Consider the following 13,569-nt stretch of genomic DNA (forward strand, 5'->3'; position numbering starts at 1 on the left):
GGCGGTCTCCGGGTCAACCGTCGGAGCGCGGCACGCGTCCTTAGGGTGTGTGCCGCGCTCCGGCACCTGCTGATCCGTGTCCGCTTCCGCTACCCCTCATCCCTAAGAAATGGGATCAATCACTATGAAGCTGCCTTTACTCAGTGGTCATACATCGTTCGTGATCACGCAACACCTGTGGGCGACGGTGGTGGCATGACAGATACTCACGCCCCCACGCAACGCCGCCGGCACCACTGGCGCAGGGACCTGGTCGAGCTCGCCGCGCTCTTCAGCGCCGTGGCCGCCGCCGACGCGATCGCCAATCTCGTGGTGCACGGTCCGGACGGGCCGGTGCTCCTGATCGCCTCCGCGGTGGCCCTGCTGGCCACGGCGGGCTTCCACGTGTGGTGGGCCCGGCGCCCCGGCCACGCCCCGCCCGGCGAGCCTTCCCATCCCGGGGGCGGCGAGACCGTGCTGTGGCGCATGCGCACGACGGTCGACGACGCCCCCGGCAGCCTGGCGGTCCTCTGCGCGGCCATGGCGGCGCTGCACGCCGACATCCTGACCCTCCAGACACACCCGCTCTCCGACGGGACCGTCGACGAGTTCCTGCTGCGCACGCCCGCCGAGCTCGAAGCGCAGCGGCTGACCGCCGCGGTCGCCGGTGCCGGAGGGCGGGAGACCTGGATCGAGCGGGCAGACACCCACGACCTGGTGGACACCCCGACGCGGGTGCTCACCCTCGCCACCAGGACCGCCCTGGACGCGGCCGAGCTCCCGCTCGCCCTGCGCCAGCTCTTCGGCCGGTGCACCATACGGTCGGTGCCCGCCGAGCAGGACCAGCGGCACAACGAGGACTCCCTGGACGGCACGACGATGCGCCTGTGCGACCCCTCGGGCGGCTCCATCACCGTCTCGCGCCCCTACCTGCCGTTCACGCCGACCGAGTTCGCGCGCGCCCGCGCCCTGGTCGAACTCGACGCCAGGCTGGGCCTGCGCCTGCCCGGCGGACGCGACGTCGTCACCCTCCCGGCGGGCCACGACCTGACGATCAGGCGCGCCGGACCCGAGGACCTGAAGGCGGCGCTCGCCATGCACGAGCGGTGCTCCCCGCGAACGTTGCAGCGGCGCTACCACGGCCCGGTGCCGGACGCCGACCGCTACCTCACCCACCTGCTCAGCCCCCGGTACGGCCAGACGCTGGCCGTGGAGGCGGCCACCGGCCGCATCGTGGCGCTCGCCCACCTGCTCTGGGACGGGGAGGAGACCGAGGTGGCCCTGCTGATCGAGGACGGCTGGCAGCGCCGGGGCGTCGGCCAGGAGCTGCTGCGCCGCCTCGTCGGCATGGCGGCGGAGGCGGGCTGCGCGAGCGTCTACGCGATCACCCAGTCGGACAACACCGGGATGGTGGCCGCCATGCGTCACCTGGGGCTGCCGCTCGACTACCAGGTCGAGGACGGAACCCTGGTGATCACCGCCCGGCTGACTCCTTCCAGGCGCTTGTCGCCCTCCTCGCCCTCGCGCAACTGACCGCCGGGATAGGCTGCCTCCATGAGGGTGGCCCCGGTGACGTGCGGTGATTCACTCGCTGCGCGCCGTCCCGACCCGCTCGGGCGGAGCAGCCCCCTGGCGACCGACACCGAGGCGCAGCGGCCGGAGCGTGAACTCCCCGGCCGGCACGGGACGTTCCTGAGCCACGGAGACCGCGGGCAGCCCCACGGACGGTGCGGGCCCAGTCGGCCGACCGGCACACCACGCGGCGCCCGGCTCCCCACGGAGCCGGGCGCCCCGCCGTGCCGGGAGTCGGCCGACCCGCACGCGGCGCCCGGCTCCCCACGGAGCCGGGCGCCCCGCCGTGCCGGGAGTCGGCCGACCCGGCCCCGGCGCACAGCGGTGGACCGGCGGGAATCACTGCAGGCCCTGTTCAGGAGGCACCCCTTGATCACAGGATCCGACGTCCGAGAGGCAGGAGAGCGCATTGCCGGATGGGTGCGCCGCACCCCCGTGGTGGAGGTCGAGCCGGACGCCTTCGCACCCACCGCGGGCACCTGGCTGAAGCTCGAACTGCTCCAGCACACCGGTTCGTTCAAGGCGCGGGGAGCGTTCAACCGCGTACTGGCCGCGAGGGAGAGCGGAAACATGCCGGTCGCCGGCGTGGTCACCGCCTCCGGGGGCAACGCGGGACTGGCCTACGCCTACGCGGCCGCCGCCACGGGTGCGCGCGCCGAGGTGTTCGTGCCGCAGACCGCGCCCGCCGTGAAGGTGGCCAGGCTGTGTGCGCTCGGCGCCCATGTCGTGCAGGTGGGCACCAAGTACGCCGACGCCTACGAGGCCGCGGCCAAGCGGGCCGCCGACACCGGCGCCCTGTTCGGCCACGCCTACGACCAGCCCGAGGTGTGCGCCGGGCAGGGCACGATCGCCCTCGAACTGCTCAAGCAGACCGACGGCGACGTGGACACCGTGCTCGTCGCGACCGGCGGAGGCGGGCTGATGGCCGGTCTCGCCGCGGCGCTGGAGGGGCGGGTGTCCGTCGTCGCCGTCGAGCCGCGCAACGCTCCCACGCTGTACGAGGCGCTGCGGGCGGGCGCGCCTGTCGACGTCGCCGTGTCGGGGGTGGCCGCCGACGCGCTCGGGGCCACCCGGATCGGTGAGATCGCCTTCGACGTGGCGCGGCGCACGGGCGTCGAGTCGGTCCTGGTCGAGGATCACGACATCGTCGCCGTGCGCCGCGCGCTGTGGGACAAGTACCGCGTGGTCGCCGAGCACAGCTCCGCCGCGGCGGCGGCCGCACTCTCCTCGGGGGCCTACCGGCCGCAGCGGGACGAGCGGGTGGCCGTGCTGCTGTGCGGAGCCAACACCGACCCGTCGGACCTGGTCTGATCCGGCCCGCTCAGCCCGCGTGCGCCCTCTCGCGCCCGGTGGTGTGCGGCGCGGCGGCCAGGGCCGACCGCGTGCCCGTGTCCGACCGCTGACCGTTGTCCGGATCCGCCGCCATGGACGCGTCGAGCGCGGCCGCCAGGTCCGCCCACAGGTCGTCCACGTCCTCCAGGCCCACCGACATCCGCAGCAGCCGGTCTCCGACGCCGCACGAGCGGCGGCTGCCCTCCTCGACGATGCGGTGGCTGATGGACGCCGGGTGCTGGATGAGGGTGTCCACGCTGCCCAGGCTGACGGCCGGCGTGATCAGCCGGACCCCTCCGACGACCGCGTGCGGGTCGCCGTGGACCTCGAAGGCGACCATGGCGCCCCCGAGCCTCGGGTAGTGCACCCGGGCGACGGCGGGGTGGCCGGACAGCCGCTGGGCGAGAGCCGCCGCGCTCGCCGAGGCGGCACGGACGCGGACCGGGAGCGTGGACAGGCCCCTCAGCAGGAGGTAGCCGGACAGCGGGTGGAGCACCCCGCCGGTGGCGAACCTCAGCTGCCGCAGGGTCCTGGCGAACTCCTCGTCGCACGCCACGACCCCGCCGAGGACGTCGCCGTGGCCGCCGAGGTACTTGGTGGCGCTGTGCAGCACCATCCTGGCGCCGTGTTCGGCCGGCCGCTGGAGCACGGGAGTGGCGAAGGTGTTGTCGACCAGAAGCGGGACCTCGCCGCAGGCGTCGGCGATCGCCCGCAGGTCGGCCTCCCGCAGGGTCGGGTTGGCCGGCGTCTCGACCATCACCAGGCCGGTCTCGGGCCGGACGGCGGCGGCGACACCGCCGGGGTCCTCGGGGTCCGCCCAGGTGACCTCGCTGCCCAGAAGGCCCGAGGTCAGCAGGTGGTCACTGCACCCGTACAGCGGCCTGACGGCGACGACGTGCCGCAGGCCCGTGCCGGCTCGCGCCAGTAGGACGGCGCTGAGCGCGGCCATGCCGCTGGCGAAGGCGACCGCGCTCTCGCAGCCCTCCAGCCGGGCGAGCGCGGTCTCGAAGCGGGCGACCGTGGGGTTGCCCAGGCGGCCGTAGACCGGCGGCCCGGCCGGTTGCTCCCCGGTCGCGGCGAAGGCGTCGATCCTGGCGGCCTCCTCGCGGCTGTCCCGGGAGGGATAGGTCGTGGACAGGTCCAGGGGGACGGCATGCACACCGAGGTCGGCGAGGTCCTCACGGCCGGCGTGCACCGCCTCGGTGGCGAGCGATCTGCGGGCCTTCGCCGCGGTCGTCTGCGGGGCATTCATGGCGGCAACTGTGAACAGCTACCGGTCCGTACCGGTCTGCCTCCGTGCTACGTTCGGCCGATGGCTGAATCTGTTCCCCTGGATTCGGTGGACCTGCACATTCTGCGCCTGTTGCAGAACGACGCCCGGACCACCAATCGCGACCTCGCGGCGGCGGTGGGGATAGCCCCTTCCACATGCCTCGACCGGGTCGCGCGGCTGCGCCGCAGCGGAGTGATCGTCGGCCATGAGCTCCGGCTGGATCCCGCGCGGATCGGCCGCGCTCTGGAGGCGCTGCTGTCGGTGCAGGTGCGACCGCACCGGCGTGACCTGGTGGGACCGTTCATCGAGCACGTCAGGGCGCTGCCGGAGTCGAGGTCGCTGTTCCATCTCACCGGCCCCGACGACTTCCTGGTGCATGTGGCGGTCGCGGGGGCGGCCGATCTGCAGCGGCTGGTCCTCGACGAGTTCACCGCCCGGCAGGAGGTGGCCCGGGTGGACACACGGCTGATATTCCAGCAGTGGAGCTGCGGCCCGCTGATGCCTCCGGGCGCCCACTGACCGCCTACCGCTCCGCCGCGTCCGCCGTCCGGCGCTCGGTCGCCTCGGCCCGCTCCTGTTCCGCCGCCTCCGCCGCCTCGGCCGTCCGCCGCTGGGCCTCCTCGGCGTCGGCCGCCTCGGCGAGTGCGAGCAACTGCTCGTGGGTGATGCCCTCCGGCAGCGGCACGGGGGCGGGAGTGCGCAGGGGTGGGTTCCATCCCGTCCCGGGCGTGTAGCGGCGCACCACCTTGGCGGGGGCACCGGCCACCACGCTGTGGTCCGGGACGGTGCCGCGCACGACGGCTCCGGCGGCCACGACCACGTTCCTCCCGATCCTGGCGCCGGGCAGGACGACGGCGCCGGACCCCAGCCAGCTCCCGGAGCCGATCTCGACCGCCTCGCTGCGCGGCCACTGCTTGCCGACCGGCTGCTCGGGGTCGTCGTAGGAGTGGTTCTCGTCCGTGATGTAGACATACGGGCCGCAGTAGACATCGGGGCCGAGGACGATCGAGTGGTTGGCCACGAGGTGGCTGCCACGGCCGATCACGCAGCCGTCGCCGATGCGCATCCTGGCCTCGGGGCCGAGTTCGAGCCCGGGGAGCATGCCGGCCGACATGGTCACCTGCTCGCCTATCACGCAGTGCGCGCCGAGGTGGATGCACTGCTCGCCGAAGACGCTGCCGAGGGGGAACGCCAGGCGGGTGCCCTCTCCCATGCTGCCGAAGCGCAGCAGGCCGGGGCGCTGCGCGGTGACCGCGCCCATCCGCTGGAGCCGGCGCCAGGCCCGGTGCACCGAGCGGGACACGGCACGCCGCCGCCACGCGGTGAATGAGGAGAACGGGTTCCTGTTTTCTGGCACCAGCACACGGTACCCACCCACCGGTGGCGGCGGCCGGTCAGGCCACCGCTACGGTGCCTGCACGGCGCGGTGCCAGGAGAGGCACGGGGCCAGGAGAGGGGAGACAGGATGGCGGAGGCGTTGGTCGCGGAGGTCGGCGGTCTGAGGCCCGACATCGACCCGGAGGCGTTCATCGCCCCGACGGCCGTGGTGGTGGGGGCCGTGCGGCTGGGTCCGCGGGCGAACGTCTGGTACCACGCGGTGCTGCGCGGTGACGCCGAGACGATCGCCGTCGGAGCGCAGACCAACATCCAGGACAACTGCACCGTGCACGCCGATCCCGGCTTCCCGGCGGTCCTCGGCGAGCGGATCACCGTCGGCCACAACGCCGTCCTGCACGGCTGCACCATCGAGGACGACGTCCTGATCGGCATGGGCGCGACCGTCCTCAACGGCGCCCACATCGAGGCCGGCTCCCTGGTGGCGGCGGGCGCGGTCGTTCCCCAGGGGATGCGGGTGCCCGCCGGCTCCCTCGTGGCAGGCGTCCCGGCGAAGGTCCGCCGCCTGCTGACCGAGGAGGAACGCGCCTCCATCAAGGCCAACGGCGAGGGCTACCTCCTCCTCGCCGAAGCCCACACCACAGCCCACCCGATCCAGGGCTGACGCCCGCGCCGGGAGGCACCACCGCTGACGCCCCGCCGCCGGGTCGGCGCCCGCCGTCAACCCCGCGTGGGGGCGCGCCTGCTCCCAGGTGTCCGCGGCGAAGTGGAGGGTCATTCACCGATCAGCGCGGCGTCCTTGGGCGTGGCCGGGCGGACGGAGATCCCTGGTCTGTGCTCGTCCGCGGACATCCGACTACTGTCCGGGCGGCGTCTGCGGCCCGCAACCGGATTCCCGTCCCGCCAGGTGCCGGGCCAGGCCGCGGCGGCCGCCGCGCATCATCCAGGTGTGGTTGGCGACCAGCACCGGGCGGGCGAGCGGGGAGAGGCGGCGCAGGAGGGGCCTGCGGACGACGACGTCCTGGTCGAAGTCGACCCGGGTGCCGCGGCCGTCCGCCCGTACCGTCCAGCGGAACCAGCCCTCCAGGTCGCCGCCGAGGTTTGCCTGAAGGGTCCCGGCCTCCGCGTCCTCGACACCGCGTGTGGCGGTGATGAACAGGTCGTAGGGCAGGAACGAACGGGCCACCAGCTCCCCGGACTCCTCGTCCACGCGGCGGATCAGGCGGATCTGCGGCCACCAGCGGGCGTAGTCGTCGGGCTCGCGCAGGACCGCGTACACCCGCTCGCGCCGCGCCCCGAGACGCCAGTTCCCCGAGAACCGGTAGCGGTTGAGGTCCACGGCGGGCCACCGGCCTTCCGGCTTGGTCTGTGCCACGCCCCTATGCTGGCACGATGAGCGCTTCGCCGGGCGGACAGCACCTCGACCCGCCGTTCACCTACCCGGAGGTCGGTCGGACGCGCGAGGGGGAAGGGCTGCCGGACGGCTACGACCGTCTGCGGGTGACCGCACCGGTCGGGCACGGCCGTGCCCTCTTCGAGGCGGCGGGCGAGGCGGTGCTCGACTGGAGCATGCACCGCGCGGTCGGGGTGCGGATCGCGCCGCACACCCCTCGGGCGGCGCCCGGTGTCGAGGTGACGCCGGAGCTCGGGGTGGGGCCGCTGCGGGTGGCGGCGCCCTGCCGGGTGGTGTGGACGGTGGACGACGAGCGGCGGACGGGCTTCGCCTACGGGACCCTGCCCGGCCATCCCGAGCGCGGCGAGGAGGCGTTCGTCGTGGAGTTCGACGGCGACGCCGTGACCCTGACCGTGACGGCCTTCAGCCGTCCCGCGCGCTGGTACACCCGCGCCGCGGCTCGTCTGGTCCCGCTCTTCCAGCGTGCGTACGCCCGCCGCTGCGGTCGGATGCTGGCCCGGGAGGCCTCCCGCCGCACAAGGTGACCGCCAGGGCTCCCGTGCGGCACCCGGCGTCCAGCGCCTCCGCCAGATCCGCCCCGCCCAGCCGGGCGGCCAGGAAGCCCCCGGCGAAGGCGTCGCCGGCGCCTATCGTGTCCACGACCCGCGCGGGAGGCTCGGCGTTCCTCCTGGCGACGAGCCCGCCGTCCGCCGCCGCCATCGCTCCGCGCGCCCCCAGTTTGACGACCGCGGCCGCGTACCAGCCGCTCAGCCGTACGGCCGCCGCGTGCGGATCCTTCTCGGTGGTGAGCAGGGCCGCCTCGTCCTCGTTGGGCAGGAGCACCGAGCAGGCACGGGTGGCCTCGAGGAAGGTCCGCACACCGAAGCCGCGCAGGAAGCCCGACGACGCGGGGTCGACGCTGACGGGGACATCCGCCCGGCTCGCGGCCGCCAGTACCGTCTGGGCGAGGCGGCGGCCGGAGTCGGTGAAGAACGTGTAGCCCGACACATGGACCAGGCCGACGCCGTCCAGGAGGGCGTCGTCCCAGTCCTCCGGGGACAGCCGGCCGCCGGCCGCCCTGTCGGTGACCATGGTGCGCTCCCCTGTCGGATCGACCAGGGCGATGACGCGGGCGGTCGGACGGCAGGGGTCCACCGCCAGGCGCGGCTCGACGCCGCTGAGCGCGAGCTCGTCCTCGTGCCAGCGCGCGCTGTCGGCGCCGACCCGGCCCAGCATCCGGACCGCGGCCCCCGAGTGCGCGGCCCAGGCGGCGGTATTGGCACCTGAGCCACCCGGGCGTACCTCGATGGCGGCGGCCGTGTCGGTGCCGCGGGTCAGTGCGTGCTCCTGGTGGGCGACGACATCGGTGACGACGTCGCCCACGACGAGCAGGACCGGTGCGCTAGTCGGCATCGGCGGCCGCCCAGGCGGTGGCGACGGCGGCGGCCAGCCGCACATTGCCGCGCACGGCGGCCAGGTTGGCCTCGAGGGAGGCGCCGGCGGTGTGCCGCACGAGATGGTCGAGGAGGAACGGCGTCACGGCCTGGCCGCTGACGTTCTCTCGCTCGGCCGCCGCGAGCGCCTCGGCCAGCACGCGGTCGTGCACCCCGGGGTCGAGCTGCTCGGCTTCCGGGACCGGGTTCGCCACGATGAGCGCCGACCTGGGGCCGTCCAACTCGTCCTGTGCCCGCATCACTTCGGCGATCTCCCGCGGGGAGTCGAGCGACCAGTCGACGTGTTCCCCGGAGCGGCTGAGGTAGAAGCCGGGGAACTCGGTGGTGCGGTATCCGGCGACCGCCACGCCGAGGGTCTCCAGCCGCTGGAGGGTCGCGGGGACGTCGAGGATGGACTTCACGCCCGCGCACACCACGGTGATCCGGGTGCGGCTGAGCAGCGGCAGATCGGCCGACTCGTCCTGAACGGCGGTCCAGTCGCGGTGCACTCCCCCGAGGCCACCGGTGGCGAAGACCCTGATGCCCGCCCGCTCCGCGAGGAACGCGGTACCCGACACCGTCGTCGCCCCGCTGACCCCGGTGGCCAGCGCCACCGGCAGGTCGCGGGCGCCGAGCTTGCGCACGCTCGTGTCGTCGGCGATACGCCGCACCTGCTTGTCGTCCAGGCCGACGTGGGCGGTGCCGTCGAGCACGGCCACGGTGGCGGGAACGACACCCTGCTCCCGCAGCAGCCCCTCCAGCTCGACCGCGACCTCGTGATTGCGCGGCCGTGGCAGGCCGTGCGCGATGATCGTCGACTCCAGGGCAACGACGGGCGCCCCGTGCTCCAGCGCCTCACGGACTTCGTCGGACAGGTGGATCGGCAAGACGGACCTCCACTCGACGGGCAACGGGAGTAAGGGTCATACCCCGCCGCGCCCGCACTCGATCATGCGGCGCGCGACCCGATCACGGCGACGGACGCGGCCCCGCACGGTGGTCATGTGCTCTCAGCCCACCGCGGCGGCCGCGGCTCGTCCCGCGGCACGACCGGAGAACAGGCAGCCGCCCAGGAAGGTCCCCTCCAGGGCCCGGTAGCCGTGCATCCCGCCGCCCCCGAACCCGGCGACCTCACCGGCCGCGTAGACCCCGGGAAGCGGCTCGCCGCCCGTGCGCAGGACCCGACCCGACAGGTCGGTCTCCAGGCCGCCGAGGGTCTTGCGGGTGAGGATGTTCAGCCGCACCGCGATCAGCGGCCCCGCCTTGGGGTCCAGCAGGCGGTGCGGCGGGGCCACCCGGATCAGCTTGTCGCCGACGTATTTGCGGGCCCCGCGGATCGCGGTGATCTGGAGGTCCTTGGTGAAGGTGTTGCCGATCTCCCGGTCCCGCGCGGTGATCTCCCGGCGCAGTGCGGCCTCGTCGATCAGTGGCAGTTTGGTCAGGGCGTTCATACCGCGCACCAAAGCGGTGAGGTCGCGCTCGACGACGAAGTCGGCCCCGTGCTCCTTGAACGCCTCCACCGGTCCCGGAGCGCCCGGCAGCGCCCTTTTGAGGACGTCCCGCACGCTCCTGCCGGTCAGGTCGGGGTTCTGCTCGGACCCGGACAGGGCGAACTCGCGCTCGATGATCTTCTGTGTGAGGACGAACCAGGAGTAGTCGTGGCCCGTCCCCATGATGTGCTCGAGCGTGCCCAGGTTGTCGAAGCCGGGGAACAGCGGCACCGGCAGGCGGCGGCCGTGTGCGTCCAGCCACAGCGACGAGGGGCCGGGCAGGATCCGGATCCCGTGCTGTTTCCAGACGGGGTTCCAGTTCTCGATGCCCTCGGTGTAGTGCCACATGCGGTCGCGGTTGACCACCCGGCCCCCGGCCTCCTCGGTGACACCCAGCATGAGCCCGTCCACATGCTCGGGGACCCCGGAGAGCATCCGCTGCGGGGGGCGGCCCAGGCGCTCCGGCCAGTTGCGGCGGACGAGGTCGTGATTGCCGCCGATCCCACCCGAGGTGACGACGACGGCCTGCGCCCGCAGTCCGAAGGTCCCGGTCACATCGCGGCTGCTGGCCTCGCCCCGGGCCGCGCCACTGGGCGCCAGCACCTCCCCGTCCACGCCGTCGACGGCGCCCCCGCTGGTGCTGAGTGCGGTCACCCGGTGCCGGAACCTGCATGTCACCCGGCCCCGCGCCGCCGCCTCGCGCACCCGCCGCACGAAGGGCTCGATCACCCCCGGCCCGGTGCCCCACGTGATGTGGAAGCGCGGCACGGAGTTGCCGTGCCCGGTCGCCAGGTACCCACCGCGCTCGGCCCAGCCGACGACGGGGAAGAGCCGTATCCCCATGGAATGCAGCCAGCTGCGCTTCTCCCCCGCCGCGAAGTCCACGTACGCCTCGGCCCAACGGCGCGGCCAGTAGTCCTCGTCGCGGTCGAATCCGGCCGTGCCCAGCCAGTCCTGCATGGCCAGGCCGTGCGAGTCCCGTACCCTCATCCGGCGCTGCTCGGGCGAGTCCACGAGGAAGAGCCCGCCGAACGACCAGAACGCCTGTCCCCCCATCGAGGCCTCGGGCTCCTGGTCCACGAGGATCACTCTGCGCCCCGCGTCGGCCAGCTCCGCGGTGGCGACCAGCCCCGCAAGTCCCGCTCCGACGACGATGACGTCAGCGTCGAGTGCCATGGATTTTGTGTCCTTCCGGGAGCCTGCGCGGGGGCGGACGTGATGGTGGAGACGACCGGGTGCGTGAATCTTCGGCCCCCCGGATTCTTCAGACCCCCGGGCGCGCAGGTCAACGGCTCGTGACACACATTCGGTCCAGCGTCACACCGGCGGCTCGAAACGGACGTCGTGCCCGGTGGCGTCCCCGGCCGCGAAGGTGAGCAGGCGCCCGCCCTCCTCGGTCAGTGCTTCACGGTCCTTGGACGGCAACCTCACAAAGGGCTGGACGACGAGCGTGGCCGCGCCGCGGTCCCGGGTGATCCGCCACGTCCCGGCCACGAAGCCGTCGATGAGGATGGAGGCGCTGATGACGCCGTTGACACCGAACAGCTTCGCGCGGTCCTCCTCGGCGATGATCCGGGTGCGGTCGTCGTAGGACAGGAGCATGTTGTCGAACTCCGACAGGAACCTGACCGGTACCGGGGTGTCGGGGGCGGGGCGCGGCGCCTCGGGAAGGTCGAACAACTCCCTCCCGTGCTCGTCCCGGAAGGTGCGCAGCCGGGGACGCAAGTCCTCGAAGACGGAGCGAAGGCCGGTCAGCCCCGACCAGACCTGGGTGTCCTTGACGGTTGCCGGGCCGAAGGCGCCCAGATGGCGGAGCACCATCTCTCCGGCGGCCGGACTCTCCACGAGCGGGCGGCCGAGCCAGGACTCGGCCGTGGTGTGCAGGGCGCGGCCGCTCCGCCCCCACACCGCGCGGGGTGGCACCTGGACCAGCGGAACGAGCATGCGCACGGCGTTGGACAGGTCCGCGGGTGAGCGGTCCGGCCACCGCTCGCGCAGCACGGCTCCCACCTCCGCGGGCGTACGCGGCACTTCCTCGACCAGGGCACGCCCCGCGGCCTCGAGTTCGGCGAGGTCCACCCCCGCGAGTCCCCGGCCGAAACCGCCCCTCATGGCGCGGTCCAGGCACGGCTGGACGAGCGGACGCAGCTTCAGGCAGTCGTCGGCGGTGACGAGGTGGATGGTGCCTCGCATGAGCACGATGCGCACCGCCTGCCGCTCGGTCAGCAGCTTGGCCAGCTCGTCGGGGTGGAAGCCCTCGATCCTGGACCACAACGCGTAGTAGGCGCTCATGGGGGCCTGGGACTGCATTCCGACCAGGTGCTCGATCACGTCGGCGGCCGGCACCGGGCGCCGTTCCAGCAGCATCTGCCGCTCCAGCAGCGCCCTGTTGAGCGCCCGGCGGCCCAGCGTCTCGTCCTTGTTCGTCATGGGGGGACTCTAAAATCCTTCGCGGACAGTTTCGGTCCGCAAAGACCGGCAGACTGCGGAGCATGAAGGAAACCAGCGCATGGAAGCCGACACGTGAAGGAAGCCGACGCATGAAGGATGCCGGCACATGAAAGAGACTTCGGCGCGGCTGCTGCGACTGCTCTCGCTCCTCCAGACCCGCCGCGACTGGTCGGGCGAGGATCTCGCGGACCGGCTGGGGGTGACCACGCGCACGGTCCGCCGGGACGTCGACAAGCTGCGCGGGCTCGGCTACCCGGTCAACGCCACCCCCGGCGCGGCCGGAGGCTACCGGCTCGGCGCGGGCGCGGCCCTGCCGCCGCTCCTCCTGGACGACGACGAGGCCGTGGCCGTCGCCGTGGGGCTGCGCACCGCCGCGGGCGGCACGGTCTCCGGGATCGAGGAGACCTCGGTGCGTGCCCTGGCCAAGCTGGAGCAGGTGCTGCCGTCGCGGCTGCGCCACCGGGTCAACGCGCTGCAGTCCATCACCGTCCCCATGGCGACGGCGGCGCCCACCGTGGACGCGGACGTGCTGACCGCGATCGCCGCCGCGTGCCGCGACCACCAGCGGCTGCGGTTCGACTACCGCAGCCACGAGGGAACGGACAGTCTGCGCACGACCGAGCCGCACCGCCTGGTGCACACGGGCCGGTACTGGTACCTGGTGGCCTGGGACGCCGGGCGCGAGGACTGGCGGACCTTCCGGGTGGACCGGATCACCCCGAAGATCCCCACCGGACCCCGTTTCACTCCGCGCGAACCCCCGGACACAGACATCGCCGCCTACACCTCATGGGCGGTCTCCACCGGCGCCTACCGCTACCGGGCGCGGATCACGCTGCACGCGCCCATCGAGCGGATGGCGCTGAAGGTGCCGCCGACCACGGGGTTCCTGGAGGCGATCGACGACCGCACCTGCACCCTGCGGACGGGGTCCAACGCACTCGACGCCCTGGCCGTCTACATCGCGCTGATCGGGGTCGACTTCGTGGTCCATGAGCCACCGGAGCTGGTGGAACAGGTCAGGACGCTGGCGGGCCGGTTCTCCCGCGCCACCTGACGCTGCGGCGGACCTTCCCTCGGGCCGGTTCGCCCGCCACCGCCCGCGTGGGCGGGCGGGGTGCGCACGACGAGGGGCCGACACGCGGAGGTCCGCCGCGGCCATCTCGGGTTCGCCCGCGTTTTGCCGCCGGACTCTCCGACGCCGCCTGGCTCTCGTGGGTCCACGTACCGCCGAAGGGCGGGGCGGGGGCCGGTGACGCGGGTCGCGAACCGCGAGACTTCCTGTACAGCTGTCCATAACTTCCTGTACAG

Annotated in this window: 12 protein-coding genes and 1 pseudogene; 6 read left to right on the forward strand and 7 right to left on the reverse strand. The window is 73.3% G+C overall.

Annotation, left to right across the window (positions count from 1 at the left end):
* Positions 1 to 195: 195 nt before the first annotated feature.
* Entirely contained in the window at positions 196 to 1,512 is a 1,317-nt protein-coding gene (locus IEY86_RS07385; RefSeq protein WP_189130717.1) for a GNAT family N-acetyltransferase, read from the forward strand.
* A gap of 408 nt (positions 1,513 to 1,920) precedes the next feature.
* Positions 1,921 to 2,862, forward strand: coding sequence for a threonine/serine dehydratase (locus tag IEY86_RS07390; RefSeq protein ID WP_189130718.1), 942 nt, complete (start codon positions 1,921 to 1,923; stop codon positions 2,860 to 2,862).
* Positions 2,863 to 2,872: 10 nt separating this feature from the next.
* On the opposite strand, the gene IEY86_RS07395 is transcribed toward IEY86_RS07390, so the two are convergent.
* Positions 2,873 to 4,135 carry a trans-sulfuration enzyme family protein gene (locus IEY86_RS07395; protein ID WP_189130719.1) on the reverse strand — a complete coding sequence of 421 codons (1,263 nt, stop codon included), beginning with the start codon at positions 4,133 to 4,135 and terminating at the stop codon, positions 2,873 to 2,875.
* Positions 4,136 to 4,195: 60 nt separating this feature from the next.
* Here IEY86_RS07395 and IEY86_RS07400 point away from each other — a divergent pair, with 60 nt between their 5' ends.
* Complete coding sequence (locus IEY86_RS07400) at positions 4,196 to 4,675, forward strand: Lrp/AsnC family transcriptional regulator (RefSeq protein WP_189130720.1); 480 nt, start codon at positions 4,196 to 4,198, stop codon at positions 4,673 to 4,675.
* Positions 4,676 to 4,679: 4 nt separating this feature from the next.
* On the opposite strand, the gene IEY86_RS07405 is transcribed toward IEY86_RS07400, so the two are convergent.
* Positions 4,680 to 5,513: an acyltransferase gene (locus IEY86_RS07405; protein WP_189130721.1), complete on the reverse strand. Its 834-nt coding sequence runs from the start codon at positions 5,511 to 5,513 to the stop codon at positions 4,680 to 4,682.
* A gap of 108 nt (positions 5,514 to 5,621) precedes the next feature.
* Between IEY86_RS07405 and IEY86_RS07410 the strand changes: the two genes are divergently transcribed.
* The gene (locus IEY86_RS07410) at positions 5,622 to 6,155 is read left to right on the forward strand and encodes a gamma carbonic anhydrase family protein (protein ID WP_189130722.1); all 534 of its coding nucleotides are present in this window, start codon (positions 5,622 to 5,624) and stop codon (positions 6,153 to 6,155) included.
* A gap of 192 nt (positions 6,156 to 6,347) precedes the next feature.
* On the opposite strand, the gene IEY86_RS07415 is transcribed toward IEY86_RS07410, so the two are convergent.
* The gene (locus IEY86_RS07415; RefSeq protein WP_229698222.1) at positions 6,348 to 6,866 is read right to left on the reverse strand and encodes an SRPBCC family protein; all 519 of its coding nucleotides are present in this window, start codon (positions 6,864 to 6,866) and stop codon (positions 6,348 to 6,350) included.
* A 17-nt stretch (positions 6,867 to 6,883) separates the two neighbouring features.
* Between IEY86_RS07415 and IEY86_RS07420 the strand changes: the two genes are divergently transcribed.
* Positions 6,884 to 7,429 carry a DUF1990 domain-containing protein gene (locus IEY86_RS07420; RefSeq protein WP_189130723.1) on the forward strand — a complete coding sequence of 182 codons (546 nt, stop codon included), beginning with the start codon at positions 6,884 to 6,886 and terminating at the stop codon, positions 7,427 to 7,429.
* A 40-nt stretch (positions 7,430 to 7,469) separates the two neighbouring features.
* Here the strand turns inward: IEY86_RS07420 and IEY86_RS07425 are convergent.
* The 4 genes and pseudogenes from IEY86_RS07425 to IEY86_RS07440 form a co-directional block, all read right to left on the reverse strand.
* A pseudogene (locus IEY86_RS07425) lies at positions 7,470 to 8,342 on the reverse strand (carbohydrate kinase family protein); the annotation flags it as partial.
* Positions 8,287 to 9,204 carry a pseudouridine-5'-phosphate glycosidase gene (locus tag IEY86_RS07430; protein ID WP_189130724.1) on the reverse strand — a complete coding sequence of 306 codons (918 nt, stop codon included), beginning with the start codon at positions 9,202 to 9,204 and terminating at the stop codon, positions 8,287 to 8,289. The gene IEY86_RS07430 and the pseudogene IEY86_RS07425, both read right to left, overlap by 56 nt.
* A 123-nt stretch (positions 9,205 to 9,327) precedes the next feature.
* The gene (locus IEY86_RS07435; protein ID WP_189130725.1) at positions 9,328 to 10,983 is read right to left on the reverse strand and encodes an FAD-binding dehydrogenase; all 1,656 of its coding nucleotides are present in this window, start codon (positions 10,981 to 10,983) and stop codon (positions 9,328 to 9,330) included.
* Positions 10,984 to 11,124: 141 nt separating this feature from the next.
* Complete coding sequence (locus IEY86_RS07440) at positions 11,125 to 12,237, reverse strand: winged helix DNA-binding domain-containing protein (RefSeq protein WP_189130726.1); 1,113 nt, start codon at positions 12,235 to 12,237, stop codon at positions 11,125 to 11,127.
* 127 nt (positions 12,238 to 12,364) lie between these two features.
* Here IEY86_RS07440 and IEY86_RS07445 point away from each other — a divergent pair, with 127 nt between their 5' ends.
* Positions 12,365 to 13,315, forward strand: coding sequence for a helix-turn-helix transcriptional regulator (locus IEY86_RS07445; RefSeq protein WP_189130727.1), 951 nt, complete (start codon positions 12,365 to 12,367; stop codon positions 13,313 to 13,315).
* The last annotated feature ends 254 nt before the right edge of the window (positions 13,316 to 13,569 follow it).

Source organism: Wenjunlia tyrosinilytica (assembly GCF_014646055.1).
Lineage (GTDB): Bacteria > Actinomycetota > Actinomycetes > Streptomycetales > Streptomycetaceae > Wenjunlia > Wenjunlia tyrosinilytica.

Coding starts and splice junctions, on each gene's coding strand:
- IEY86_RS07385 (WP_189130717.1), top strand. CDS start 196: ATGACAGATACTCACGCCCCCACGCAACGCCGCCGGCACCACTGGCGC.
- IEY86_RS07395 (WP_189130719.1), bottom strand. CDS start 4,135: ATGAATGCCCCGCAGACGACCGCGGCGAAGGCCCGCAGATCGCTCGCC.
- IEY86_RS07400 (WP_189130720.1), top strand. CDS start 4,196: ATGGCTGAATCTGTTCCCCTGGATTCGGTGGACCTGCACATTCTGCGC.
- IEY86_RS07410 (WP_189130722.1), top strand. CDS start 5,622: ATGGCGGAGGCGTTGGTCGCGGAGGTCGGCGGTCTGAGGCCCGACATC.
- IEY86_RS07420 (WP_189130723.1), top strand. CDS start 6,884: ATGAGCGCTTCGCCGGGCGGACAGCACCTCGACCCGCCGTTCACCTAC.
- IEY86_RS07435 (WP_189130725.1), bottom strand. CDS start 10,983: ATGGCACTCGACGCTGACGTCATCGTCGTCGGAGCGGGACTTGCGGGG.
- IEY86_RS07440 (WP_189130726.1), bottom strand. CDS start 12,237: ATGACGAACAAGGACGAGACGCTGGGCCGCCGGGCGCTCAACAGGGCG.
- IEY86_RS07445 (WP_189130727.1), top strand. CDS start 12,365: ATGAAAGAGACTTCGGCGCGGCTGCTGCGACTGCTCTCGCTCCTCCAG.